This is a genomic window from Massilia sp. TSP1-1-2 (assembly GCF_049896185.1).
Taxonomy (GTDB): domain Bacteria; phylum Pseudomonadota; class Gammaproteobacteria; order Burkholderiales; family Burkholderiaceae_D; genus Telluria_A.
Window position 1 is genome coordinate 81,447 of the sequence record NZ_JAFCTU010000003.1, and the last position, 25,963, is coordinate 107,409.

A 25,963-nucleotide genomic window follows, 5' to 3' on the forward strand; every position below is an offset into this window, starting at 1 on the left:
GCACGATGGAACAGCTTTCACGGGGGCAGCGCCTGCCACTGGCTACAATGACGGGCAACGGGCGTATTGTCATTTCGCTGGCCGCCAACGGCGTGCCGTTGGACTTTGCGTGCTTCGGCCTGAACGCCGGCGGCAAGCTGCTGGCCGAACCGTACATGACGTTCTTCAACCAGAGCGCAACCCCGTGCGGCGGCGTGGCGATGACGCCCGCCCCCAACGGCGCCAGCTTCGCAATCGACACCACGCGCCTGCCCGCGGCAATCGACCAGCTCGTCATCACTGCCAGCGTCGACGGCGCCGGCACCCTGGCCCAGCTGGGCGCGAGCGCTCTGCAACTGGGCGACGCCGCCCGCTTCCCTTTCAGCGGCGCCGACTTCGCCCAGGAGCGCGCCGCCATGCTCGGCACGCTGTACCGCAAGGACGGCCAGTGGCGCTTCATGGCCGTCGGCCAGGGCTTCAACGGCGGCCTTGATGCGCTCGTTGCCCACTTCGGCGGCGCGGTGACTGACGCCGCGCCGCCGCCAGCGCGCATTTCGCTGGAAAAACGCATCGAACGCGAAGCGCCGCAGCTGGTCAGCCTGGTCAAGCACGCCGGCGTTTCGCTGGCCAAGGTCGGCCTGTCGGCGCACCGCGCCAAGGTCGCGCTGGTACTCGACATTTCCGGTTCCATGACCTCGCTCTACAAAAAGGGCTTGGTACAACAGTTTTCCGACCGCATCCTGGCGCTTGGCTGCAAGTTCGACGATGATGGCGAGATCGACGTATTCCTGTTCGGCTCCGGCGTGCACCGGCCGGCGCCCATGACTCTGTCCAACGCGCCCACCTACATCCAGAACGTGATCTCGCGCCACCCGCTCGAAGGCGACACCCGCTACGGGCGGGCGATGGAAGCGGTGCGCAAGTTCTACTTCCCGGACGGCGCCGGCGCCGAACGCAAGGCACCCGTCAAGGGCGCGATCCCGGTGTATGTCATGTTCGTCACCGACGGCAGCACGTCCGACCAGCCGCTGACCGAAAAACAGCTGCGCCAAAGCAGCTACGAGCCGATCTTCTGGCAGTTCATGGGCATTGGCAAAGGCCGCAAATCAAAAAGCAAGCGCCTGCTGGCGTTCGCAGACTCTGACTTCCCCTTCCTCGAAAAACTCGATGAATTAAGCGGACGCCTGGTCGACAACGCCAACTTCTTTTCGGTGGCCTCGCCCGATGAACACGGCGATGGCGCGCTGTACGACCTGCTCATGGCCGAGTACCCGGCCTGGCTCAAGCTGGCCAAGCAACACGGCGTGCTGGCGTAAGCGCCGCTGCCTTTATCAATAGTTAAAGAATTTATCAACAGTCATTTTTAAGGTTATTCATGCGTGTCTGGTTCAACAGGACGTTCTCGTCCGTGTACGCGGCTATCGGCCTCATCCGCGAAGCGGACACCGAAGGTCGCTTTCATCTCATCTACAGCAATGCCAATCCGCACGTCAACGCAGCCCGCGTCGCGCACGAGTTTTTCGTCGAGCCGACCGGCATGGACACCGCCACCTATATTGCGTGGTGCCTTGATTTTTGCCGCGAGCACCAGGTCGACATTTTCGTGCCCGGCAAGGAATCGACCGTCCTGGCCGGCGAACACGCCCGCTTCGAGGCGCAAGGCACGCGCGTGCTCAGCGCCGGCTCGGTCGCGTCGCTCGAACTGATTCACGACAAGGCGCGCTTTTACGCCACGGTCGACCTGCCGCTCGCCCCCGTGGCCGACTTTCGCGTGTTCGAGGACGTGCAGCAGTTCGACGCCGCCTACGCAGAACTGCGCCAGGTCCACCAGACGCTGTGCGTCAAGCCGTCCGAATCGGTCTTCGGCCTGGGCTTTGCGGTGCTGGACGAAGCGCGCAGCAGCGCCGCGCTGCTGCTGGCCGGCGAGCAGTACCACATTGGCCTGGCCGACATGCGACGCGGGCTGGCCGAGCTGGGCGCGTTTCGCACCATGCTGCTGATGGAATTTTTGGACGGGCACGAGTACAGCGTTGACTGCGTGGGCGAGAACGGCCGCCTGGTGGCCGCCGTGGCGCGCAAAAAGCCGCGCAAGGCCGGGCGCGGCCAACTGATCGACATGCGCCGCGATATCCTCGACGCCACCGCCAAACTGGCGGCCGACTTTGGCCTGAACGGGTGCTTCAACGTGCAGTACCGCGAAGGCGGCGGCGCGCTGCGCCTGCTTGAAATTAACCCGCGCATGTCGGGCGGCATCGGCATGGCCTGCGTGGCCGGCCCGAACCTGCCCTACATCGCCCTGGCCGGCTTCGCCGACGGCTACCACACGGTGCACGTGCCCGAAGTGCGCAACGGCATTCGCGTGGCCGAACTGACCTCTTCCACGGAACTTGTATGACCGACGCCACCACACTGCCGCTAAACGCCCCCCTGAGCGTCACCCTGCCGACCGGCACGCTCGAACTGACCGTCCACGAGAGCGCCTACCCGCTCGACGACTTGCTCGGCTTTGCCGCCCGCGCCAACGCCAAGCGCGGCTTTTTATTCCTGTCCAAGGTGCTGGGCAAGCACTGGCCGGTGCGCCCGTCCGTGATGCGCATGATCCATGCCGACATGGCCGACGCGGTGCCGGCCATCGACGGCGCCGTGGTCTTCATCGCCATGGCCGAAACGGCCGTGGGTCTGGGCCAGGGCGTGTTCGAAGCCTGGCTGGCCGCCAACCCGGGGCGCGACGCGCTGTTCATCTACACCACCCGCTACCGGGTAGGCACCGAGCCGGTAATCGAATTCGAGGAAGCGCACAGCCACGCGCCGCGCCAGTTTCTGCACATGCCCACCGAGATGCACAAGCGCGACCTGCTGCTCACCGCGCGCACCCTGGTACTGATCGACGACGAGGCGAGCACCGGCAACACCTTCCTGAACCTGTCGAACGCGGTGCGCGCACTGAATCCGAACATCGCACGGGTGCACCTGGCCACGGTCACCAACTTCATGGGCCAGGCCGCCACCGAGGCCTTGAGCGCGCGCTTTGGCGTGACCACCAGCATGGCCGCGCCCCTGTCCGGCGAATACCAGTTCATTCCGGGCGATGTGCCCACCGAAGGCCCGCCGGCGCAGCGCTATGACGCCACGGCCGACCGCGGCGCGAGCGGTGTGTTCGGCCGCTTTGGCCTGGACCGCGCCTTGCGCGTGCCGGGCGGCCTGGTCGCGCGTCTGGCGGCCGGCGTGCAGCCGGGCCAGCGCGTGCTGGTGCTGGGCACGGGCGAATTCATGCACGCCTCGTATATGCTGGGTGCGGGCCTGGAAGCTGCGGGTCTGGACGTGGTGGTGCAGTCGACCACGCGTTCGCCCATCTTGAAATGGGGTTCGGTGTCGGCCGCGCTCGCGTTTCCGGACAATTATGGCGAGGGTGTCACCAATTTCCTGTATAACGTCACCCCCGGCATGTACGACCATGTCTTCATCTGCCACGAAACAGCGCCGAACGCCGCGCTGCGCGGCCTGGCCGACGTGTTTCACGCGCGCCTCTTCCATTTCATTACCGAGACCCAAGTTGAAGAAGTTTCATAAATTCCTGTTCGCCGACCTCGACGACACCCTGTTCCAGTCACTCGAAAAGTGCGGCGGCCAGGACGGCCTGCAAGCGACTGCCTTCCTCAAGGACGGCAATCCCATTTCGTACACCACCGAAGCCCAGCGCGCGTTCATCGCTTTTGCGCAGGACGGCATGACCATGATCCCCGCCACCGCGCGCAACCTGAACGCTTTCGGGCGCGTCCAGCTGCCGTTTTCCAGTTGGGCCGTGCTTGACTACGGCGGCATCGTGCTGCGCCCCGACCGCAGTGTCGACCAGGAGTGGCTGGCCCACATGCAAGAAGCCATGCAGGCCGCCCTGCCCGGCCTGCAGGAACTCGCTGCCCTGATCGACGCCTGGGCCGAACGCACCGGCTTTGGCGCGCGTGCGCGCTTGATCGAAGACTGTGATACGCCGTTTTACCTGGTCATCAAGGACCCGCAAAAAGTGGCCGAGAACCTCGAGCCGATCGAGCGCGACGTGGTCGCGCCGTGGATCGCGCAAGGCGGGCGCGATTACTTCATCCACCGTAACGGCAACAACCTGGCGATCCTGCCCACCGCGCTGAACAAGTCGCACGCGGTGGCCTACGTGACGGCCAAGCTGCGCGCCGAGCATGGCGACATCCTTACCTTCGGCATTGGCGACAGCAAGTCCGACGCGCGTTTCATGGCCGCCTGCGACTACGCCATCGTCCCGCGCCGCACCCAGCTGGCCGGCCTGACTTTGGAGGCGCTATGAATTTCTCCGGCAGTTACCGCAGCGGCGACGTGCGCTTTTTGTTAAAGCCGCTGGACATGCTCGACTTCGTCGACATTCCTGAAAAAGAAAGACTGATCCAGTCGGGCCAGCGCCACTACAGCGAAATGCTGTCGCCCGAATCGCTGCCGTCCGAGCGCTACCTGAACGTGTTCCGCCAGGCCTGCAAGGCCAACATGGCGCGCATGGCGCAGGACTGCCTGACGCTGGCGCGCTTGATCGCAGAACGCCGGACGGGCGCCATCACGCTGGTGTCGCTGGCGCGTGCCGGTACGCCCGTGGGCGTGGTGCTCAAGCACCTGCTGGCATCGATAGGGCGCGGCGTGGAGCACTATTCGGTCTCGATCATCCGCGACCGCGGCATCGACCAGGTCGCGCTCGAGCACATCCTGGCCCAAGGTCACGCAAGCGAATCGATTGTCTTTGTCGACGGCTGGACCGGCAAGGGCGTGATCTCGCGCGAGCTGGAAACGGCCATCGCCGAATTCAACGCGCGCCGCGGCACCCGGATCGACGGCGGCCTGTACGTGCTGTCGGACCTGGCCGGCAGCGCCGCCTGCGCCGCCTCGTGCGACGACTACCTGATTCCTTCGTCGATCCTGAACGCCACGGTGTCGGGCCTGATCAGCCGTTCGATCCTGAACGCGTCGATCGGCCCCGGCGACTTTCACGGCTGCGTGTACTACAAGCAGTTCGAGCCGCAAGACCAGTCGCAACGCTTTGCCGACGAGCTGGTGGCGCACGCGCTCACGCTGCCCGCCGCATCAAGCACCCTGGCGCCGATGGATAAGGCGCTGGCGGCCACGGTGTCGCGCGACTATATGCAAGCCGCATTGGCGCAGCACGGCATCAATGACATCAACCTGGTCAAGCCGGGTATCGGCGAAGCGACCCGCGTGCTGCTGCGCCGCAGTCCGCGCCTGCTGATCGTGCGCGACGCCGAAGCAATCGACGTTGCGCACCTGGTCTTGCTGGCGCAGGAAAAAAATATCCCCGTGATGGTCGATCCCGCGTTGCCCTACCACGCCGTTTCGCTGATTAGGAGTGCACTAGATGGCTAAGTCAATGGGCGCTTCGCTCTACCTGCCCGCAAATCACAAACACCTGATGGGAGTGGCCGATGGCGAGCGCCTCGGGCATACCCGCTCGCTGATTTTTTGCACCGAAGACGCGGTTGCCGATGCGGACCTCAGCTGGGCCCTGTTCAACCTGTCAGTGGTGCTGGCCAACATGAAGGCTGACTGCCGCGCCGAGCGCTTTGTCCGCGTGCGCAACCCGGAAGTGCTGGCGCGCGTGCTGGCCATGCCGGGCGTTGAAAAGCTGACCGGCTTTGTCATCCCCAAGTGCACGCGCCACAACTTCGACGCCTACTTCAAGCAGGTGCGCAGCACCGATCACATGCTCATGCCCACGCTGGAAACGGCCGACGTCTTCAACGACGACGAGATGCGCAAGTTCCGCGAAACGCTGGAGCAGCCGGGCGTGCGTTCGCGCATCCTGGCGCTGCGCATCGGCGGCAACGACCTGCTTGCGCTGCTCGGACTGCGCCGTCCGCGCAACATGACCATTTACCGCACCCCGCTCGGCCCGGTCATCGCGCGCCTGGTCACCACCTTCCGCCCGTACGGTTTCGTGCTCACGGCGCCGGTGTTCGAACACCTGGACCTGCCCGACCTGCTGGACCAGGAAGTGGCCGAAGACATGGCCTACGGAATGGTCGGCAAGACCGCGATCCATCCAAGCCAGATTACACTCATCGAGCAGCATTACCGCGTCAAGGCGCGCGACCTGGAAGCGGCGCGCGCGATCCTCGATGTCGACAGCCCGGCCGTTTTCAAGCTGCACGATTCCATGTGCGAAGTGGCCACCCACCGGGCGTGGGCGCAGCGCATGGTCGAGCAGTCCAACGTATTTGGCGCGCACCAGAGCGACGTTGCGGCGCCCTGATTTCCCTTCAACTGAAAAGGACAAGCATTGTGAACATTTTCTCGCGTGGACAAAAGGGCAAGCTCGCCGACCTGGGCGTCAATTCACCATTCCCCATCGTGGTCGACATCGCCGGCGCCGGTATGACGGTGGACGTCTCGTGCTTCGGGCTGGACGCCAGCGACAAGCTTTCCGACGAACGCTACATGGTGTTCTACAACCAGCTTGCCAGCCCGGGCGACGCCGTCAAGCTGGCGCTGAACGCGGGCACGGCGCGCTTTGCCGTCAACCTGGCCGCGCTGCCCGACACCATCCACAAGCTGGTGTTTGTCGCCGCCATCGACGGCAACGGCACCATGCGTGCCAGCGGCGCGAGCACCATCACGCTGGGCGACGCGGTGCAGTTCCCCATGAACGGCGCCGACTTCCAGGATGAAAAAGCCGTCATCGTCGGCGAAGTCTATCGCAAGGACGGGGTCTGGCGTTTTGGCGCAGTCGGCCAGGGCTTCAATGGCGGCCTGTCGGCGCTGCTCAAGCACTTTGGCGGGAGCGAGGCCGGGCCGTCGGCGCCGCCATCGGCACCGGCGGCGCCAGCAGCCGTGCCGGCGGCGGGCAAGGTGTCGCTGTCGAAGGTGACGCTTGAAAAGCGCGGCGACAAGGTCTCGCTCGACAAGGCGGCCGGCGGTCGCGGTTTTGGCCGCATCCACGTCAACCTGAACTGGAACCACACGGGCGCGGCGCCCGTTGCAGCGCCCAAGCAGGGCTTCCTGGCGCGCCTGACGGGCGGCGCCAATCCGTCCGGCGGCATCGACCTGGACCTGGGCTGCATGTACGAGATGGCTGACGGCCGTCCGGGCCTGGTGCAGGCGCTCGGCAACGCCTGGGGCGACTACGACCGCGAGCCGTACATCAAGCTCGAAGCGGACGACCGCACGGGCCAATCAACCACTGGCGAAAACCTGATCATCAACGGCGACCAGGTCCACACGATCAAGCGCGCGCTGATCTTCGCCTACATCTACAAGGGCGCGCCCAACTGGGCCGCGACCGATGGTGTGGTGACGATCAACATGCCAAACCAGCCGCCGATCGAAGTGCGCCTGTCGGAAGGCGGCAGCCAGATGATGTGCGCCATCGCGCTGGTCGAGAACCGCAGCGGCAGCCTGCAGTTCACCAAGCTCGAAGAGTACTTCTCGCAGCAGGGCAGCCAAAGCGCGCACGAGCTGATGGACCGGCGCTTCGGCTTTGGCCTGCGCTGGACCAAGGGTTCCAAGGACTGATGCCCAAACAAAGGCGTCCACACCATACTTGAAAGCCGGACGGGTTTTGCCGTCAATTTTTATTGAGCAAGCACGGCGCAGGAGGAGGCGGTAACGCCGCCTCGCGCCCTAGTGCATTTTGTCGAATTTGACGTCTCGTTTTGCCTCGTTAGACGCGCAAAATGACGTTGGTAAAGCCTCGCATGTCTAATCGCCGATCAGCGCGCGAAACGAGACAAAACGAGGCACAACAAGGCACAATACGGGTACAAATGCCCGAGTCACTCTCCCTTGCTACCCGCCCCGGTCCACGCCGCCGTGCACACAGGCAACAGGCAAAAAACGTCTAATCAGGCACCTGAATCTGCGCCTTGATGTGCTTGAGATTCGCAATCATCGTAAACGTCATGATCACCAGCAGCGACCACGAACTCCACTTCCCCACATGTACCATCGACCACGCGCCCAGTTGATTGGGGTAGCGCCAGACCCCGAAAAACGTGCTGATATTTTCCGCCAGCCAGATGAAAAACCCGATCAGCACGAACGCCAGCAGTAAGGGCATCCTGCGCTCGACATCAACCGGCGTGTAGATGACGGTGCAGCGCGCATACAGTCCCAACGCACACGCCGCGATATACCAGCGGTAGTCGCCAATGTAGTGGTGCGTGAAGAAGTTCGCATAAATGAGCAGCGCGATGGCCGCACTCATCCAGTACGGCGGATGGTGCACCACGCGCAAACCGAACAGGCGCCAGGCCTGGATCATGTAGCTGCCAACGGCCGCGTACATAAAGCCGGCAAACAGCGGCACGCCAAGCAGCTTGGTGTACGCAGCATCAGGATAGGACCAAGACTGGATGCCGCTCGAGGTCTTGAACACCTCCAGCGCAAAGCCGACCACGTGGAACAGCGTGATGGCCTTGACTTCATCGACCGTCTCAAGACCGGACCAGACCATCCATGCCTGGATCGCCAGCGCGACGACCAGCAGCACATCGTAGCGCGCAAGCCCCGGCAAGCCGGCGCGCGGCACCAGGAACACCGCTGCGAAAAACAGGCTGACAAACAGGCAAGCGCGCGCGTTCTTAAAGCCGAAGTAGAGAAATTCGACAGCAAAGCGGCAGGCGCCCATCAGTCGCGGCATTGGCATTGCACGCAGACCCAGCAAATGATCATCGAATGCGCGCAAGCGCAGCGACTGACGGACAAACATGGGCCGGCTCCTTTAAGCGGCTGCCACCGGATCGGCTTTGCCGACCTGATACCAGTCCACCTTGCGGGTGGCGACCATCACTGCGGCGAGCACCGTGAACAGCAGCAGGCTGCCCAGCACCAGCGCGTTATTTTCCGAGATCAAGAGGCCATACAGCGCGCCGTACAGCAGCGTGAGGGCCACGCCAAATCCCATCCCCCGGTACCAGTTGTGCAGCACGAACGACAGGTAAAAGCCAATCAGCACGATACAGCCGACACTGGCGGCCAGGTAAGCCCAGGCAAACGCGATGTGCTCCGACAGGCTCACCAGCAGCAGGAAAAACAGCACCAGCGCCAGCCCCACCAGCAGATACTGCACCGGGTGGATCGGCAGCTGCTTCATGATCTCGAACACAAAGAACGCGGCGAACGTCAATGCCACGAACAGCAGCCCGTACTTGGTGGCGCGCTCGGCCAGCGAGTACACGTTGACCGGTTCAATGAAGCCGATGCTGAACTTGTCGGTGGCTTTTCGGGGCGCATCGGGCGCCATGACTGTATCTTCGGCCGCGCGCAACTGCTTTTGCGCCATCGTCGACAGTGACGAAATGTTCCAGGTCGCGCTAAAGCCGCTGTCGTTGATGGTGCGCTCCCTGGGCGAAGGCAGGAAGTCGCCGCTGAACTGCGGGTGCGGCCAGTCGGATTTGACGGTGAATTTGTTGCTCTTGCCAAGCGGGACAAAATGCTGGCGTTCGATGCCGTCCAGCCCCAGCGCGAACGAAAATTTCACGCGCGCCGGCGCTGCCAGGGCCAATGCAGGCAGGTTGGCGTGCAGGCCGCTGGCCACCGATGTCAGCCCCGTCCCCTGCTCGAACTCGACCACCTCGCCGGCCCAGTCGATCTTGGGGATATTGCGAATGCCGCGCACGTCGCCGATGCCCAGCGCGATGCTGGCCTGGTCAAGCCGCACGACCGACTTGGCCGACGCGCGCGGCAGCTCGTTCATCAGCGGCAGCACAAAGTCGCCGGCGATCGTGTGCTGGCCGCTATACACCAGCACTTGATGAATGCCGCGATAGCGGCGGTCAGTCTTGATCGACGAATCGACACCGAGCTCATTGGGAAATACCAGGTGGGTACGCTCCACCGAGCGCGCCACGACTTCGGTTTTGATCTTGTCGCCGTCGGGCGTCTTGATCACTTCATCGAATTCGTCCGTGTAACGGATCACCAGGATTGGCCCGGTGATGGTTTGCTCGCGCACCGAATCGGCGGCGATGCTGGCCACCGCCTGTTCGCGGAACTGGGCGCGTTCCGTGATGGTGAGATTGATCATCGCCAGCGGTATGCAGATGAGCAGCGTGAGCGCCATGATGGCGAGTATCTTGAAAAGCAGTGTTCTTTGCATGGCGGCTCCAGGTTGTTGAAGCCGCCATACTAAAAAACGGATGTGCGCTGGTGATGCGTTTTGTGTGAAGTGCGCTGCTACTCGCCTGCGACGCTGTTTGATGCCAGGCGGGTAAAACCGTCAGCGCTCCACGCTTCGCTGCCCACGCCGTGATGAACAAAAAACAGACCATCCGGATCGTATTTCGCCTTTACCTGCGCCAGGCGTTCGTAATTGCTGCCCCAGAACGCATTCTGCCAATTGCTCAGGAAGTAGTCGCTTTCAGAGACATACGAACCGGCGCCTGGGGCCACTTTCATCAGCTCATCCATCGCCGCGCCGATTTTGCGCGCGTTGTCCCTGGCCTTGGCATCATCGGACCCGGCGCCCGGCATGCCGGGAAAGCGCGCATCTTCGCCGCCGGCGACGATGGCCAGCGCAAAGGCCGTCAGGACCTCCGGGTTCATGGCAGTGTCGCGCGCCGCTTCAATATCGGCCGCCGGTGCGCCGGCCAATCCCTTATTGAAGTGAAACGCCACGCGCCACAAGCGCGCGCAACGGCATACCGCATCGACCAGGCGCGCCTGTTGGTCCGCCTGCAGCAGCGACGCCGGCATCCACGCCGATCGATAGCCGTGGATAAACCAGCCGGCTTGTTCCAGGTCGCCTTTCCACAGCATGTGGTGCGCGGGCGCACCCGGCCGGGTGTCGGCAACGGTAAACCCTGGCGCATGCTTGGCCAGGAATTGCCCATCCCAGAAGTGCTGCGCCGGCAGCTCCACGCACTGGAAAGCCTTCTCGAATACATAATCGTCGCTGGCGCGCACCCATGCCAGAAACGGCTCCCAGATGTCGGCGCCCTGCTGCTTTCGCAGCCCCTGAAACACCATCGATACATTGACCGTATTACCGGGGTTAAAAGCCATCTGCTCACCCCAGTGCGGATTGAACAGCGCACTGTTATAGAACGAAATAATCCTGCCCACTAGGGCGCGGTACGCAAGGTCGGACGCTGCCCTGATGGTGAAAAACACCGCGCCAAAGCTGGCCGGCAGTTCACGCGTGCGCAAGGTCAGTTGCGTGACCACGCCAACGCTGCCGCCGCCGCCGCCCTTGATCGCCCAGAAAAGATCCGGATTGGTGCAGGCGTTGGCGATGCGCACCCGGCCATCGGCCGTGACCACCTCCGCTTGCAGCAGACCGGCGGCAGCGGTGCCGTAAGCCTTGGAAAAATTGCTGAAGCCCCCGCTCTGGATCAAGCCGGCCACGCCGACGGTGGTGCAGCCGCCGCCTTGCACATAGCGTCCGCCGCGCGTGGTCACCGCGTCATAGGCGTCGATCCACAGCGCGCCTGCGCCCACCGTCACGGCGATCTGCGGCGCTTGCGTGCCTTCGCAGCCGCGCGCGACGAAGTTTTCCTGCACGCTGACCTGGTTCATCGCGCGCGTCCAGACCAGCAGCGAGTCGGGCGCGTCCGACGTGCCCTGGTAGCTGTGGCCACCGCCTTTGATGACCAGTCGAAGGTCATGCGTGCGGGCGAAATTGACGGCGGCCACAATGTCGGCCGTGTTACTGGCCGCCAGCGCATAAGCGCTCGGTTGCGACGTCCACGCATCGATCCAGCCGCTCGTTTGCGTCAAGCCTGGCTGGTCGCCCAGGTCAAAGGTATTGGTGACGTGGGTCAGCGCTTCTTTGCAGGCCGGGCTCGTTTGTGCCTCGGCGCAAGGGGCAAAAAACGGGGCGAGCCTGGTGAGTTGACCGGTGCTTGCTTGCTTCAGGCGGTTCCAGCTTGCCTGCGAAGGCCAGCCAGGCTGGCCGGGACGGACGCGCCCGCGCAAGCGTTTTTTCAGGCTGACCGCGCCAAGCGCCTGTTGCGCCAGTGCGCCAGAAAAGGCCAGTGGAATCATCCGGGTTGCCACCATTTTGAGTAAGGATCTTCTTTTCATGGACTTGCCTTCGGTAAGAATGTGGGAGGCGCGGTCAATCACCTGATTGCCAGCGACGATAAGCAATCGTAAACACAAACCCACTGAATGCAACATCAAATGTGGTGAACCGGATTATGGAGGGGCGAACCGGCCGCCCAGCCCCGCGCGCAGCTGCACGGTGCTTAGGTCATGCTGTATTAAATCATGCTGTATATTCATGAAGGTGCATCATCAGCCACGCGCCATAAAGATAAGCCTTGTTCAATCCACGTCCTCTTATTCGCCAGCTTGATATTCCCGGCCGTTTGCCGGTGCTGATCATCGACGACTTTCTGCTCGAACCCGAGAAAATCCTGGCATGGGCCGACGACCAGCGCGCCATGTTCGCGGTCGAAGGCGGCAATTATTTTCCCGGCCCGGAAGTGACCATGCCCGATCCCTTCACCGCGCAGCTGGGCGACTTTTTTACGCTGCATGTCAGGCGCTTGCTGGGCGCCCGCCGCACGCTCGAGGCAAGCAGCAGCCTGTCCATGGTGACCAAGGCGCCTGCGGCCTTGCAGCCCTTACAGCGCATCTGCCACAGCGATACCATGGTCGGGCCGCGTAGCGTCAACCCCGCAGCCAACGAGGGCATCGCAGCATCGGTGCTGTATCTGTTTGCCGATGCGGCGCTGGGCGGCACCAGTTTTTACGCGCCGCGCAAGGCGCCCGCGGAGATGGCGGCCCTCAACCGCCATGCGATGCAATGCACCACAAGCCAGTTCGATCAAGTCATCGGCGCGCCCGCCGCGTATCTGACAGCGTCGAACGACTACTTCGAGCAAGTGGCCAGCGTTCCGGCCGCTTTCAACCGTATCATTTTCTACGACGGCGCCATTTTGCATTCCGGTCAAATCGACGCACCCGGGCGCCTCTCGCCCGATCCCCGCAAGGGCCGCCTGACCCTGAATGGCTTCTTCCTGCTCCGCAAGCTTGCGAGCTGATCAATTGAGCTTGGCTCACCAGCCGGATCATTGCACCACTGGCAGTTCCACGGTGGCGAGCGTACCTTGAGCGGCGCCGTTGGCAACCGTGATGCGGCCCCCGTGCAGGGCAATCACCTCATGCACGAAGGGTAAGCCCAGGCCGGTGCTCTTGGCCCCGCCCGGCCGAGGCAGCGAATAGAAGCGTTCAAACAAGCGCTCGCGCGCGTACTCGGGAATCCCGGTGCCCTGGTCGCTCACGCTGATGACGGCCTGGTCGCCGCGCTGCTCCACGCGCAAGGCAATCACGCCGCCCTCGGGCGAAAAATCGATCGCGTTGTCGAGCAAATTGCCCAGCGCCTGGCGCAGCAGCAGCGCGTCGCCGTCGACCTGGATATCGGCGGCATCGAGCACCAACTGTTGGCCGCGCGCCTGCATGCGCGCGGCGCAATCGTCGCGCACCTGCAGCGCCAGCGCGCCCAGGCCAATGCGGGTGGTGGCGGCCAGGTGCTGCTGCTTTTCCACGCGGATCAGCTCGAGCAGCTTGTCGATCAACTGCTTCTGGCGCGCGTTCTGGTTGAGGATATTGGCCAGGAAGTGCTGCCGCTGTTCGCTCGCCATGTCTTCCTGCAGCAGCTCGGCCGAACCCTGGATCGCCGCGATCGGGCTTTTCAGTTCATGCGCCATGGTGTGCATCAGCTCTTCGACATACTCCTTGCCCTCGAGCTTTTCGCGCATCGATTCCAGCGCCCGGCCGAGCGTGCCGATCTCGTTGTTCCCCAGCGCCGGCAGCGGCGCCTTCTTGCCCGCCTCGACATCGGCGATGTAGACCATCAGTTTACGCAGCGCGTTCGACAGCCACCACGCAAATGCGCCCCCGATCAGCAGCGACAGCGCCAGCAGCAGCGCGCCGCGCTGCAGGATCACCTGCTGGCTGCGCTCGACAAACGGCTGCACCGCCGAATTCGGTTTGGCCACCGTCAGCACGCCGATGATGCGCGGCCCGTCCAGGATGGGCGCGGCCACGTGCATCACGGTGCTGGAATCGTCGTCATAAATGGCGCGCGTGCTGCGCGCGCCGTACTGGCCGCGCAAGGTACGCAGCACGTCGTTCCATTTGGCGTAGTTTTTGCCGACGTCGGCGCCCAGCGAATCGAAGGTGACGATCCCGTTCGCGTCCGTGATGTAGATGCGGTAATTGAAATGCTGCTTCGGGATGCCGGCAATCGTCACGTTCACCGAATGCTGGCGCGCCGCGCGAATGTGCTCGAGCAGCGGCGACGCGGCCATGTTGCCGCGCTTGACGTCGTCGGCCACCAGCGCGGCCAGCAGTTGCGCGGTGTCGACCAGCGCGTCTTCCTGGGTCGCACGCACGCCCGGCTTGACCTGCTGCATGAACACGGCTAGCACGAACCAGGCGGCCAGGCCGACGATCAGGAAGTAGCCAAGCAGGATGCGCAGGCCGATTTTCATCAGGCGCCGGGAGCCAGGCTGTAACCCATGCCGCGGTGGGTCTGGATCGGGTCGGCCGCGGCATCGATCAAGCGCAGCTTGGCGCGCAGCGACTTGACGTGCGCGTCGACCGTGCGGTCCAGCGTCTCCGGCGCGTCGACCCACACGCGGTCCATCAGGCGCGCGCGCGAGAGCACGTGGCCCGGGTGGTCGAGCAGTGTCTTGAGCAGCAGGTATTCGTAACGCGTCAGTTCCAAGCTCTTGCCGCAGTAGAGGATGCGCGCTTCTTCCTCGCGCAGCACGAATCTTGCTGGTTCCGGTGCCGCTGCGATGGGCATGGGCACCGGCGCCAGGCGGCGCAGCACAACCCGAATGCGGGCCACCAGTTCGCGCGGCGAAAACGGCTTGGTCACGTAATCGTCGGCGCCAATTTCCAGGCCCACGATGCGGTCGATTTCATCGCTGCGGGCAGTGAGGAAAATGACCGGCGCGTCGCAGAACTGGCGCAGCTGGCGGCACACCTCGAAGCCGTTCATGTCGGGCAGGCCGACGTCGAGCACCACCAGCGCCGGCGCCGGCGTGGCGCGCATCGCGTCGAGCGCGCTCTGGCCCAGGCTCACATGCAGCGGCGTGAAACCGTCGGTGCGCAAGGCATACGCAATGCTGTCGGCGATCGCCAGCTCGTCTTCGACAATCAGGATCGTTCCAGGCATGCGCGCGCTCGGTAGCAGAAAGTAAAGAGTATCGGCGCTGCGGCAAATCCAGTCAATCACGCTGTCTTGGCGCCGCATGGGCGGGCAATGAACGGGCAATGAACGGGCAATGCGCGGCCGCAAAAGCAGGCCCGGCAGGAACTGCGATAGTCGGCATTGGCCTGCCGGCCACATCATCCAAAATGGAGAATTAGCAATGAATCATGACGTTCCGAAAGACCCTGGTATGCAACAGCGCGACATCCCGTGCTGCCCGCAATTGACCGATTGTGCGGTATGCGACGTGCTTAATTTCCCGTACCGGCTGCCGTTTCATCCCTTGATCGAGGCCAATGGCGCCCGCACCACCGTGGCGGTCGATGTCACGCTGCATTTCCGTCTGACGCGCTGCAGCGGCCCCATGGCGCTGGGCGACGTCATGTACACGACCACCCTGTTGCCCGGCGAAGAAGTGCACCTGACGTCAAGCGACCGCCATACGCGTTTCAGCTTTGACAGCGAAACCAAGCTCAGTTACAAGAATGAGGCTACATCGGAAGAGTCCTATTTCGCGGCAGGCATGGCGCACGGCATGAGCAACCTGAACTTGGTCGACACCACCAACGCCAGCTCGTCCTTCCATTCCTCGTCGGTGAGCGGCGGCGGCGGCGCCGGCATCGACCTGGGCATTTTCAGCATCGGCGGCTCGGTGTCGGCCGGCTCGTACGACGCCCACTCTGCCAGCACGCTGGCGCGCGCGCTTAGCCAGCACGCCGAAACGACCCAGCAGCACATGGAGGTGAGCACCCGCGCGGCGTCCTCGACGTCGATCGGCGAAGTGTCGACCCGCGCCCACCAGCAGGGCGAATCGGACGACCAGTTCGAGTCGTCCTCGCGCAAGTTCCGCAATCCAAACCGCTGCCATGCGGTCAGCTTTTATTTCTATCGGATTAACAAGTGCCAGACCGTCAAGTTCGAACTGGTGCGCATCGAGCGGCGCGTCATCGACGCCCAGGCGCCCACTTCGGTCGCGCTCAATCCGCCCAAGAGCGTCACCAGGGTGGCGGTGCGGCCCACGGCGGTGCTGGCAACGGCCAGCAACCGGCTGGAAGTGACCCGGCGCGCCCTCGACAGCGCCGCGCTGGAGCAGCAGGCGGATGCCAACCGCATCAATCCCGGCCTGGCCGCGCGCGCCTTCACCACCTTCTCGCCCGCCTCGCCCATGCCGGTGACGGTGCGCGAAGCCGCCCTGCGCGCGGTCGATGAAGACCTGGTCAAGCAGGGGCTGATCGACAAGGTAGGCGGCGAAGTGTCGCCAGAGGCCCAGGGGCGTCTGGGCTGGAGCCGGGAAATGGCAATGCCCACGCCGGGCGTGCTGGTCAAGGGCTGCCTGGACGAGTGCGATATTTGCGAACCTGAATTGAAGCAGCAGATGGCGCTCGACCTGGTGCGTATGGACCTGCAAAACCAGCTGCTGCAAAAGCAGATCGAGCTGCTGGAAAAATCGAGCGAATACCGCTGCTGCCCGAAAGGCGAAGAGAACACACCGGCGCCGTAAGCGCTTGCTCACCCGGCGCCGCCAACGCGCCGGGTACCGCCTCACGATAGCCAAAAGATAATAACTTTCGGTCAACTTTGCGTGCTATGATGCCGGTTTTTCCACCGCACAAGGCAGCACGCATGTCCATCCTGCCCCCCCTCGCCACCCTGCTCCGCGCCACGCTCGCCGCGGCGCTTTGCCTCGCGCTGCAGCCGGCGCACGCCGCTTCCGGATCGCTGCAAGGCGCCCATGGCTACTATCAAAGCTGCATGCAGTCGGTCACCTTCCCGCGCCCTTTCGGCGAATGGGATTTGAAGGGCAATCCGAAGCTGCCCCAATACTGCGAATGCTATGTCCCCCTGTTCACCGCGCACAATACCGCCTCGCGCGAACTGTTGACGCAGCACGGCGGCGAGCCTACGCCGGAAATGATCAAGGAAAACAAGGCGACCGAACTGGGCATTCGCAATAGTTGCCGCAAGCAGGTAGGATTGCCGGCGGTCTACGACCCGAACATCAATTCACCCTACGCCAAGGATAAGCGGGCGAAAAAGCGAACCAGCTGAGCAGCACCAGCAGCCCGAACGACGAATACGCCAGGACGAACACCCAGGGCTGCGCTTCATAGAACATGAACTTGCGCAGCCAGTGGGCGACAAAATCGCCCCCGTAGGCGGCCTGTCCCGCCTGGCGGCGCAGCCATTGCTCGAGCGTGGTCAGCGGACACACGATCCCCAGCCAGGCTTCCAGGGCGATGTAGCCAATGCCCGCCAGATGCAGCGCGCGAAACCAGAAGTTGCGCACCCAGCGCCACTTGCGCATGCCGCCCGCCAGGGTCAGCACCAGCCCCCCGATGATGAACAGCACAATGCCGACATGCAGAATCAGCACCGTGTTCGCTAGTACGCCGTACAGTCCGGCACGGTCGTTCATTGGCATCCTCTCCCTTTGCCCGGCTGCGCCACCGGCGCACAGCATCTCAAGCCGTGTTCATGATTAAAGCGTCGCTGAAATGCATCGGGGCCGGGTTCATCCGCTATAAAGCGGACTCCTCCGGCCCCAACTCGCCCGTGCATCGCTGCCCGGGCGGCAAATCGCAATCGATTATTGCAGTTTGATTTCGACGTCTACACCAGCTGGCAGGTCCAGCTTCATCAGTGCGTCAACGGTCTTGTCCGTTGGGTCAACGATGTCCATCAGACGCTGGTGGGTGCGGATCTCGAACTGGTCGCGCGAAGTCTTGTTGACGTGCGGCGAACGCAGGACGTCAAAACGCTGGATACGCGTTGGCAGTGGTACTGGGCCCTTGACGACGGCGCCGGTGCGCTTGGCGGTCTCGACGATTTCCAGTGCGGACTGGTCGATCAGCTTGTAATCGAAAGCCTTGAGGCGAATACGGATTTTCTGGTTTGGTGCGGACATGATATTTCCCTTGAAAGAGCGAACCGGACTCCATGGACCGGCAATATGAATTTGTGCCACTGTGAAACAGGTGGGAGCGAAGTATAACCCCGTTCCCACCTTTTTGATACAGAAACAGCTGGCTGGAAATTACTTGCCGGCTTCCGACAGGATCTTGGCAACAACGCCAGCGCCTACCGTACGGCCACCTTCGCGAATCGCGAAGCGCAAGCCTTCTTCCATCGCGATCGGGTTGATCAGCTTGACGGTGATCGACACGTTATCGCCTGGCATGACCATTTCTTTGTCCGCTGGCAACTCGATCGAACCAGTCACGTCCGTCGTGCGGAAGTAGAACTGTGGGCGATAGTTGTTGAAGAACGGGGTGTGACGGCCGCCTTCGTCTTTCGACAGGACGTAGATCTCACCGGTGAAGTGATTGTGCGGCTTGATCGAGTTTGGCTTAGCCAACACTTGACCGCGCTGTACGTCTTCACGCTTGGTGCCGCGCAGCAGCAGACCAACGTTGTCGCCGGCCATACCCTGGTCGAGCAACTTGCGGAACATTTCCACGCCGGTGCAAGTGGTCTTGACGGTGTCGGAGATGCCGACGATTTCGATTTCTTCGCCGACTTTGACGATACCGCGCTCGATACGGCCGGTCACAACGGTACCGCGACCCGAGATCGAGAACACGTCTTCCACTGGCATCAGGAATGCGCCGTCGATGGCGCGCTCTGGCGTTGGGATGTAGTTGTCGAGTGCATCGGCCAAAGCCATGATCGCCACTTCACCCATTTCGCCGGTGTCGCCTTCGAGGGCCATACGTGCCGAACCCTTGATGATTGGCAGGTCGTCGCCTGGGAATTCGTACTTCGACAACAGCTCGCGCACTTCCATTTCAACCAGTTCCAGCAACTCTGCGTCATCGACGAGGTCGCACTTGTTCAGGAACACGATGATGTATGGAACGCCAACTTGACGGGCCAGCAGGATGTGCTCGCGGGTCTGTGGCATCGGGCCGTCAGCTGCCGAGCACACCAGGATCGCGCCGTCCATCTGCGCTGCGCCGGTAATCATGTTCTTGATATAGTCGGCGTGGCCTGGGCAATCGACGTGAGCGTAGTGGCGGTTAGCCGTTTCGTACTCGACGTGGGCGGTGTTGATGGTGATACCGCGCGCTTTTTCTTCTGGTGCTGCATCGATCTGGTCGTAGGCTTTTGCTTCGCCGCCGAATTTCTTCGACAGGACGGTAGCGATTGCTGCGGTCAGGGTGGTCTTGCCGTGGTCGACGTGTCCGATGGTACCGACGTTGACGTGCGGCTTGGTCCGTTCGAATTTACCTTTTGCCATTTTAGACTCCTAACTATTTTTTAAATGATTTTCAGGCACGTCGCATGACGTTCCAGCCTGACTGTCTTTGAAAATACTGCCGACCAGTGATGCTAAATTCTGGTGCCCTTTACGTGGATTGAACACGTGGCCTCTCCCTTACCAAGGGAGTGCTCTACCACTGAGCTAAAAGGGCTAATTGTCTTGCGATGTTTGTGCTACGCGTTGCTCAAGAAGGCTGGAGCGGGTGAAGGGAATCGAACCCTCGTCGTAAGCTTGGAAGGCTTCTGCTCTACCATTGAGCTACACCCGCGAGGAAACTCTTCTTACTTAAAACTTTTTCACCGACTGCAACATTCCAACAACATCTTGGTGGAGGGGGCTGGATTCGAACCAGCGTACTCATAGAGAACAGATTTACAGTCTGTCGCCTTTAACCACTCGGCCACCCCTCCGCGAGGAACCGCAGAGTATGAAGCAAGCGCAAACTACTGTCAACTTTATTTGGCGGGTGTTTTGCGCAAATGCGTTGACGTCTTGCTTCGGGGCGTGATTGTAACTGGAGAGAGATAGGGAGTGCAAGGGGTGCGCGAGGAAATGTGAGCTTTGCGTTGAAGTTTTTTCCTGCCACATCGTCCTCGCACATGCGGGGACCCATAGAAAGGATGCCAATAGTTTTATTCGAATCAATGCAATTCAGTGATTAGCTCGAATTTAGAGAACTGCGGCTCGTCGGTTCCATGGGTCCCCGCGTACGCGAGGACGATGTGGTTTTGGTTTTCGAGTTGCCAAGTGTGGCGATCGTTTGCGCAGCCAGAAGGTCGCGAAACGTTTTGCTACACCCTCGCACGCGGGGGCGTCGCCGGGCTACGGCGTCAGCGCGACCAATATCTGCCCCTTGAGCGCTTTGATCAGCGACGTCTCGTCCGGCGGCACACCCTCCGGCGCAATCGCCTTGCGGTCCGCATAGAACAATCCCAACTGCACCTTCCCCACCACCAGCGGCAACACGATAAAGCTGCGCGCGTCAGGCAGCAGCGCGCGATGCCATTCCGGCAGCAAATCGCGGATCTTGACCGAAGAGGTATCCGCAATCATCAAATCGGCATCATTTTCCATCGCCAGGTGAAACAGATCGCGCGATGACGCCACCGGGAACGCAAAGCCCGCCATCAATTTTTGCTGGTCGTCCCCGAACGCCAGCCGCGCCCGGTACTGCCCGCTGCGCGCATCCTTCAGGCACACCGTCGCGAACCGGAAACCCATGCTGCGGTACAAGGTCTCCAGCACCGCCAGGATCAGCTCATTGACCTTGCCGCTGCCCGACGCCCGCATCTGCGTCACATCCTGCACCCCGGCCAGCAGCAGGTCGCGCGCATTCATCGGTTTGCCGCTGGGGTGGCACGCACCGGCATCGAGTTCGTCATGGCCCATGGTGGCCAAAAACAGCACGTCCGGCAAGCCCTCCTGCACCGCCTCGGCCAGCTTGGGCTGCGGCTGCATGTTCATGCTTTGCAGCAGTTGTGTCATTTCGCCCTGCACGGTATCGAACAGCGCGCCCATCTGCTCGGCGTCCAGATTGAGCGCGGCCCCGTAGCGCTGCTGCAGCGCGCGCGCCTCGTGACTGCGATGGGGATCGGCCGAGCGGCCCAGCAGACGCGCCACTTCCGTGCCGAACGAGGCCACCTGGCGCATCCATTCGCCGCGGTTGGCCGCCCCTTTTTGCACCCCGGCCGGCAACGGCGCCACCGCGCGCACGATCACATCGGGAATTTTCCACTCGGCCATGACGGCCTGCGACAAGGTGTCGTAACTGCAGCCAAGGATCATTTGCGAAGCTTGCGCAAGGTTGTGCTCGCCACCCACCAGCAGCGCATTGATTTCCCGATAGCGGTCATGTTCGTGCGAGGCTACCAGCAGCGGACCCAGGTTCATGAACAAGGCCGCAATCGACGCTTCCTCGGCGCCCTGGTAAGGGCTGTGGCGCGCCATTTCGCGCCCCACAAGGCTGGCGCACAGCGCGCCTTCCAGCTCCACGCGCACGCTTTGCGCGTGGGCGCTGTTCGACAGCGCGTCCACCAGCAGCATGGCCAGCGCGGTGGTCTTGACGTTGTCAAAGCCGAGCAAGGAAATGGCGCGCGAAATGGTGGTGACGTTGGTGCCCGACGCCGTGCGGTAGGTGGCCGTGTTTGACAGGCGCAAGATGCGCTGCGTGAGCGCGGCGTCCGACAGCACGTAATAGGCAAGCTCGTGCGTGCCCTGGTCGTCCGACGAGGCCATCTGCACCACTTGCGCGACCGAGGTGCCCAGTGCAAACATGGCTTCGTCGCCGCACACCTTGCTCATCAGGGATGCGCGCACCTTACGCGTTTCGTGGCTCGCCATGCTCGCTCTTGATCCGGACCGCTACGCCTTTTTGGCGCGCGTACCCTTGTCGTATTTTTTCAGGATCTGCTGATGCAGGCCGGCCAGCGCGGGCAGCTTGGGGTTGACCGGGTCAAGCCGGCGCACGGTCTCGATGAGCGTGAGCGCGTAGTTTCCCATGCGTTCTTCCCAGCCCATGTTTTCCAGGCACTTGAGCACGGCAACGGCCGCGTTGAACACCACTTGCGGATTATCCGGCAGCTTGTTGACGGCCTCGACCATGAGCGCGACGGCGCCGCGGTAGTCCCCTTCCTTGGCTTTGACCGCGCCGGCGGCCACCAGTTCCACCACGGCCTGGCGGCTTTCCTGGGCAATGGCGCTGGCCAGTTCGCCGCGCCCGGCTTTTTCAAACACGCCCATCGCTTTCGTCATGGCCGCGTTATTCGGCGCGTTGCGCATCACGTCGCGCATGACGTCGGAAGCGCCCTCCTCCATATTGTTTTGCAGGCAGTTGCGCGCCAGCTCCATCTTGACGTCAGACGACAAGCCTTGGCTATCCTTGCAGGCGGCCAGGGCACTGGCCAGCGACTCGGCCAGGCGCACATCGTTGCCCGTGTATTCATGCACCATGGCCGACGAAATGGCGCTGCACACGTCCGTATTTTTCTGTCCGCCCATTGATTTGTCGAGGTCGCGAATCACGGCGGCCGCCTGCACCGGATCGCCTTTTTTTACCAGCGTCTGCACCAGCTTGACGTGGTCTTCCGGATCGCGAAATTCCGAATACTTGGCCTTGCTCACTACCTGCTTGAGCACGCGTTCGGCCGTCTCGGTGTCGCCCATTTCCAGCGCCACTTCGCCCAGCTTGCGCAGGCGGCGCACCGCGTGCGGCGACACCGCCACCGCTTCCGTCAGCGTGGCCTGCGACTTTTCCAGTTCGCCTACCGCGGCGTGGGTCTTGGCCAGCCAGTCGTAGGCGTCGACAAATTTCTTGTTGTTTTCAAGCAGCGCTTCGAGGATCGCCTGCGCCTCGGTAAAGCGCTCGCGCATGAACAGCGTCTTGGCTACGCCAAGGCGCGCCCAGCCGATCTGCTTGGCGTCGAACAATTGCTGATAGATGGGTTCGGCTTCCGCCGGCTCCCCCAGCAACATGTGCAATTCCGCGCGCAGGCGCATGAAGTCGATCGCGTAGCGGGGATGGGCCTTGATGCCGGCCAGACAGGCGGCGATTGCGTCGCGCTGGTTGCCTACTTCCATGAACTGGAACACGGGCATGAAAGCGTTGCGCTTGTCGAGCGCGCGCGCGATCCGCTCGAGCAAGCGGTCGGCCGTGAACGGCTTGAGGATGTAGTCGGTCGGCGTCAGCTCGGCCGCGCTGGTCACCTTGCCGGCGTTGCCTTCGGCCGTCACCATGAAAAACATGGTCGACAAGGCAATCAGCTTGTGGTGGCGCATGTCTTCGAGCAACTGCTGGCCATCCTGGCCGCCGTCCAGATCGTACTCGCACAAAATCAGGTCGAAGCTCCTGGTCGTGACCAGCTTGACGGCGGCGTTGGAGCCGCCCGCATGTTCGATCTTGGTCAGGCCGCACAAATTGAGCATGTTGTGGATGCTCGCGCGCATCCCCTGGTGCGGCTCGATAATCAGTGCGGACAATCCGTCGAGTTCGTTCATTTCTGGGTTCCAGTCAAGCTGCTTCGTCTCCTCAGCATATTACGCCAGAGGAACAAAAAAGGGCGTTTTCCACTCGCGAAAGCCGAAACGAATGGCGGCTTTGCCCCTTTCGATGCTGGAATGCGACAGCGCTAGTCGCCTTCGGCGGGCGCTAGCGGATGGCGCTCGATGACGTCGAGCAGCGCGTCGACCACATCCGGGTCGAACTGGGTGCCGCGCCGCTCGCGGATGTACACCACAACGTCGCTGTATGGCCACGGTTCCTTGTACGGACGGCGGTGCAGCAGCGCGTCGAACACGTCGACGATGGCGACGATGCGCGCGCACAGCGGAATGGCGCGCCCGCTGAGCCCATTCGGGTAGCCGGCGCCGTCAAAGTGTTCGTGGTGGCCGCCGGCGATCAGCGCGCCGTAGGTCAGGTAGCTCACGCCGTCGACCATCCTGGCGGCGCGCTCGAGGATGGCGCGCCCGATTTGCGCGTGGGTCTGCATCACGCGCCGCTCCTCGGCGTTGTGGGCGGCCGGCTTGAGCAGCACCTGGTCGGGCGTGGACACCTTGCCCACGTCGTGCAAGATGCTGGCCAGGCCGATCATTTCCAGCAGCTGGGGCGTCAGTTCCGGGTCTTGCACGCCGCGCTCCTTCATGCGCTCGGCGATTTGGGAGGTCAGGTTCTGCACCCGGCGCACATGGCCGCCGGTGCCATGGTCGCGAAACTCGGCCAGGTCGGCCAGCGCCACCACGGTCGCTTCCTGCGCCTTGCGCAGCTGGCCGAACATGTACAGGTTGTCGAAAGCGGCGGCGATGCGTTCGCAAAATACCTCAAGCAAGTCGCGCTGGATGGCGGCCAGCGGCCACGGCGGCGTGACCGAAATGCACAGCTCGCGCGCTTCCAGCGTGTGGATGAACAGCACGTTGGCGGGATGCTCGAACTGGCTGTGTTTTTCGGCGAAGGCCTTGTGAATGGCCGGCAGCAGCGGATGGTCGGGCGGCATGGTCTCGTTCTCGGCCAGCGGCGCGTAATTGCCGGTGGCCGCCACCACCGTGGGCGCGCCGGCGTCGGCCGACATCACGCACAGCACGCCGTCGGCGCCCACGTCGAGAATCGCGCTGACCTGGTTCAGCACGCCCGAGGCGAATTCGCGCAGCGAATGGATCTGGTACAGATTGGTGGCGCCAGCCAGGATCTTGCCCAGGCCGATGCGGCTGCGCTCAAGCATCATCAAGCTCTCGTAGGCGCGCAGCGCCGAGATTACCGTGGTGAACAGCTTTTGCGTGGTCAGCTCGGTCTTGGCCTTGTAGTCGTTGATGTCGTATTCGATGATCACGCGCTGCTCGGGCGCCTGGCCGGGCTGGCCGGTACGCAGCACCACGCGCACGATCTGGTTCGACAATTCTTCGCGGATGCGGCGCGCCAGGATCAGGCCGGCGTCGTCGGTTTCCATCACCACGTCGAGCAGCACCAGCGCGATGTCGGGCGTATCGCGCAGGATCTGGAAGCCTTGCGCCCCGCTGTAGGCCGAAAACAGCTCCAGCTCGCGGCCCTTGAAACTGACGTTGCGCAGCGCCAGCCGGGTGACGGCGTGCACGTCGACGTCGTCGTCAACGATCAGCACGCGCCACAGGCGCTGGTCGATGGCAGCCTGGGCGGCGCCCTCGGCTTCGTCATCTTCGTCAAGCAGCCAGTTGTCGTCGGCGTCTGCGCTCTGGTCGGTCATACGGGCTCCTCAAAGGGGCGGTGGGCGCGATGCGGATAAGGCGTTTCCTGCGGGCCTGTGGCGCCGACAGCAGCGGCACCGTCAATTACCCATTTTTTATTATAAACAAAGTAGCAACCAAGTCCAGCCTCGGTCATTCTTATTTTGCAAGACGGCAACAGTGTTACTCGTAATTGCTCACGGACTCTGCTACGCTTGACCGGTAAGGCTGGACGGCCCGCGCCGCCTTGCATTAATCATAAGGAAGCACTGCCATGAGCTACACCCAATCGTCCAACACGTCCGCCCATGCCGGCGCCGGCAAGGAAGCGGCCGGGCGCGAATTTCTGGCCTTCACGCTAGGCTCCGAAGAATACGGCATCGACATTTTGAAGGTGCAGGAAATCCGCGGCTACGAAGCGGTCACCCGCATTGCCAACGCGCCGGAATTCATCAAGGGCGTGATCAACCTGCGCGGCATTATTATCCCCGTCATCGACATGCGGATCAAGTTCAACCTGGGCACGCCCGTGTATGACCAGTTCACCGTGGTCATCATCCTCAATATTGGCGGGCGCATCATGGGGATGGTGGTCGACAGCGTGTCCGACGTCACCACGCTCACGCCGGACCAGATCAAGCCGGCGCCGGAGATGGGAGCCGCGTTCAATTCGGACTACATGATCGGACTGGGGACGATCGATGAGCGGATGCTCATTTTGGTGGACATTGACAAGCTGATGTCGTCGGGCGAGATGGGGCTGATCGAGAATTTGAATACCTGACGGCGGCGCATGGCGATCAGCGATACATGTAGGGCGGAAAAGCGCAGCGCATTCCGCC

22 protein-coding genes and 3 tRNA genes are annotated in these 25,963 nt (G+C 62.7%); 11 read left to right on the forward strand and 14 right to left on the reverse strand.

All coding sequences use genetic code 11. From position 1 onward, the window contains the following. The first annotated feature begins 5 nt into the window (after positions 1-5). From ACP7BV_RS03540 to ACP7BV_RS03570, 7 genes are read left to right on the forward strand one after another with little or no spacing between them, the layout of a single operon-like run. Positions 6-1,295 (forward strand): VWA domain-containing protein, encoded by a 1,290-nt coding sequence (locus tag ACP7BV_RS03540; RefSeq protein WP_426101569.1) that lies wholly within the window; start codon positions 6-8, stop codon positions 1,293-1,295. A 59-nt stretch (positions 1,296-1,354) separates the two neighbouring features. Further along, positions 1,355-2,374, forward strand: coding sequence for an ATP-grasp domain-containing protein (locus ACP7BV_RS03545; protein WP_426101571.1), 1,020 nt, complete (start codon positions 1,355-1,357; stop codon positions 2,372-2,374). Further along, a complete protein-coding gene (locus ACP7BV_RS03550; protein ID WP_426101573.1) occupies positions 2,371-3,549 on the forward strand; it encodes a phosphoribosyltransferase domain-containing protein in 1,179 nt (392 codons plus the stop codon). The genes ACP7BV_RS03545 and ACP7BV_RS03550 overlap by 4 nt, the downstream gene beginning before the upstream one ends. Next, on the forward strand, positions 3,533-4,294 hold the full coding sequence (locus tag ACP7BV_RS03555; RefSeq protein ID WP_426101575.1) for a hypothetical protein: 762 nt from the start codon (positions 3,533-3,535) through the stop codon (positions 4,292-4,294). Before ACP7BV_RS03550 ends, ACP7BV_RS03555 begins: the two co-directional genes overlap by 17 nt. Next, positions 4,291-5,373, forward strand: a complete 1,083-nt coding sequence (locus ACP7BV_RS03560) for a cysteine protease StiP family protein (protein WP_426101577.1) — start codon at positions 4,291-4,293, stop codon at positions 5,371-5,373. Before ACP7BV_RS03555 ends, ACP7BV_RS03560 begins: the two co-directional genes overlap by 4 nt. Further along, positions 5,366-6,259, forward strand: a complete 894-nt coding sequence (locus tag ACP7BV_RS03565; protein WP_426101579.1) for an HpcH/HpaI aldolase/citrate lyase family protein — start codon at positions 5,366-5,368, stop codon at positions 6,257-6,259. Before ACP7BV_RS03560 ends, ACP7BV_RS03565 begins: the two co-directional genes overlap by 8 nt. Positions 6,260-6,288: 29 nt before the next feature. Then, positions 6,289-7,518 (forward strand): TerD family protein, encoded by a 1,230-nt coding sequence (locus ACP7BV_RS03570; RefSeq protein WP_426101581.1) that lies wholly within the window; start codon positions 6,289-6,291, stop codon positions 7,516-7,518. 325 nt (positions 7,519-7,843) lie between these two features. Here ACP7BV_RS03570 and ACP7BV_RS03575 read toward each other — a convergent pair whose 3' ends face one another. The 3 genes from ACP7BV_RS03575 to ACP7BV_RS03585 form a co-directional block, all read right to left on the reverse strand. Then, on the reverse strand, positions 7,844-8,650 hold the full coding sequence (locus ACP7BV_RS03575) for a DUF817 domain-containing protein (RefSeq protein WP_426101883.1): 807 nt from the start codon (positions 8,648-8,650) through the stop codon (positions 7,844-7,846). A gap of 75 nt (positions 8,651-8,725) precedes the next feature. After that, on the reverse strand, positions 8,726-10,102 hold the full coding sequence (creD, locus tag ACP7BV_RS03580; RefSeq protein WP_426101583.1) for a cell envelope integrity protein CreD: 1,377 nt from the start codon (positions 10,100-10,102) through the stop codon (positions 8,726-8,728). A 77-nt stretch (positions 10,103-10,179) separates the two neighbouring features. Then, on the reverse strand, positions 10,180-12,027 hold the full coding sequence (locus ACP7BV_RS03585) for an FAD-dependent oxidoreductase (RefSeq protein ID WP_426101585.1): 1,848 nt from the start codon (positions 12,025-12,027) through the stop codon (positions 10,180-10,182). Positions 12,028-12,266: 239 nt separating this feature from the next. Here ACP7BV_RS03585 and ACP7BV_RS03590 point away from each other — a divergent pair, with 239 nt between their 5' ends. Further along, on the forward strand, positions 12,267-12,992 hold the full coding sequence (locus ACP7BV_RS03590; RefSeq protein WP_426101587.1) for a DUF6445 family protein: 726 nt from the start codon (positions 12,267-12,269) through the stop codon (positions 12,990-12,992). Between the two features lie 27 nt (positions 12,993-13,019). Here ACP7BV_RS03590 and creC read toward each other — a convergent pair whose 3' ends face one another. Both creC and creB read right to left on the reverse strand, forming a co-directional pair. Further along, on the reverse strand, positions 13,020-14,444 hold the full coding sequence (gene creC / locus ACP7BV_RS03595; RefSeq protein WP_426101589.1) for a two-component system sensor histidine kinase CreC: 1,425 nt from the start codon (positions 14,442-14,444) through the stop codon (positions 13,020-13,022). After that, positions 14,444-15,136, reverse strand: coding sequence for a two-component system response regulator CreB (gene creB / locus ACP7BV_RS03600; RefSeq protein ID WP_426101591.1), 693 nt, complete (start codon positions 15,134-15,136; stop codon positions 14,444-14,446). The genes creC and creB overlap by 1 nt, the downstream gene beginning before the upstream one ends. 196 nt (positions 15,137-15,332) lie before the next feature. Here creB and ACP7BV_RS03605 point away from each other — a divergent pair, with 196 nt between their 5' ends. Further along, positions 15,333-16,673 (forward strand): hypothetical protein, encoded by a 1,341-nt coding sequence (locus ACP7BV_RS03605; protein ID WP_426101593.1) that lies wholly within the window; start codon positions 15,333-15,335, stop codon positions 16,671-16,673. A 122-nt stretch (positions 16,674-16,795) separates the two neighbouring features. Further along, on the forward strand, positions 16,796-17,221 hold the full coding sequence (locus tag ACP7BV_RS03610) for a hypothetical protein (protein ID WP_426101595.1): 426 nt from the start codon (positions 16,796-16,798) through the stop codon (positions 17,219-17,221). Here ACP7BV_RS03610 and ACP7BV_RS03615 read toward each other — a convergent pair. The 9 genes from ACP7BV_RS03615 to ACP7BV_RS03655 all read right to left on the reverse strand — a co-directional run bounded on the left by ACP7BV_RS03615 (position 17,172) and on the right by ACP7BV_RS03655 (position 25,141). Next, positions 17,172-17,588, reverse strand: coding sequence for a DUF2784 domain-containing protein (locus tag ACP7BV_RS03615; RefSeq protein ID WP_426101597.1), 417 nt, complete (start codon positions 17,586-17,588; stop codon positions 17,172-17,174). The genes ACP7BV_RS03610 and ACP7BV_RS03615 overlap by 50 nt on opposite strands. A 171-nt stretch (positions 17,589-17,759) precedes the next feature. After that, entirely contained in the window at positions 17,760-18,077 is a 318-nt protein-coding gene (gene rpsJ / locus ACP7BV_RS03620; protein WP_010394389.1) for a 30S ribosomal protein S10, read from the reverse strand. A gap of 129 nt (positions 18,078-18,206) precedes the next feature. Beyond that, the gene (gene tuf, locus ACP7BV_RS03625) at positions 18,207-19,409 is read right to left on the reverse strand and encodes an elongation factor Tu (RefSeq protein WP_426101600.1); all 1,203 of its coding nucleotides are present in this window, start codon (positions 19,407-19,409) and stop codon (positions 18,207-18,209) included. Positions 19,410-19,509: 100 nt separating this feature from the next. Continuing rightward, positions 19,510-19,584: transfer RNA gene (locus ACP7BV_RS03630), tRNA-Thr, on the reverse strand. Positions 19,585-19,627: 43 nt separating this feature from the next. Next, positions 19,628-19,701: transfer RNA gene (locus tag ACP7BV_RS03635), tRNA-Gly, on the reverse strand. A 57-nt stretch (positions 19,702-19,758) separates the two neighbouring features. Further along, positions 19,759-19,843: transfer RNA gene (locus ACP7BV_RS03640), tRNA-Tyr, on the reverse strand. 412 nt (positions 19,844-20,255) lie between these two features. Further along, entirely contained in the window at positions 20,256-21,773 is a 1,518-nt protein-coding gene (locus ACP7BV_RS03645; RefSeq protein WP_426101602.1) for an HDOD domain-containing protein, read from the reverse strand. A 21-nt stretch (positions 21,774-21,794) separates the two neighbouring features. After that, positions 21,795-23,426 (reverse strand): response regulator, encoded by a 1,632-nt coding sequence (locus tag ACP7BV_RS03650; RefSeq protein ID WP_426101604.1) that lies wholly within the window; start codon positions 23,424-23,426, stop codon positions 21,795-21,797. 131 nt (positions 23,427-23,557) lie between these two features. Continuing rightward, positions 23,558-25,141 carry a DUF3369 domain-containing protein gene (locus ACP7BV_RS03655; RefSeq protein WP_426101606.1) on the reverse strand — a complete coding sequence of 528 codons (1,584 nt, stop codon included), beginning with the start codon at positions 25,139-25,141 and terminating at the stop codon, positions 23,558-23,560. 254 nt (positions 25,142-25,395) lie between these two features. Here ACP7BV_RS03655 and ACP7BV_RS03660 point away from each other — a divergent pair, with 254 nt between their 5' ends. Next, positions 25,396-25,905, forward strand: a complete 510-nt coding sequence (locus ACP7BV_RS03660; protein ID WP_426101608.1) for a chemotaxis protein CheW — start codon at positions 25,396-25,398, stop codon at positions 25,903-25,905. Positions 25,906-25,963 lie beyond the last annotated feature (58 nt).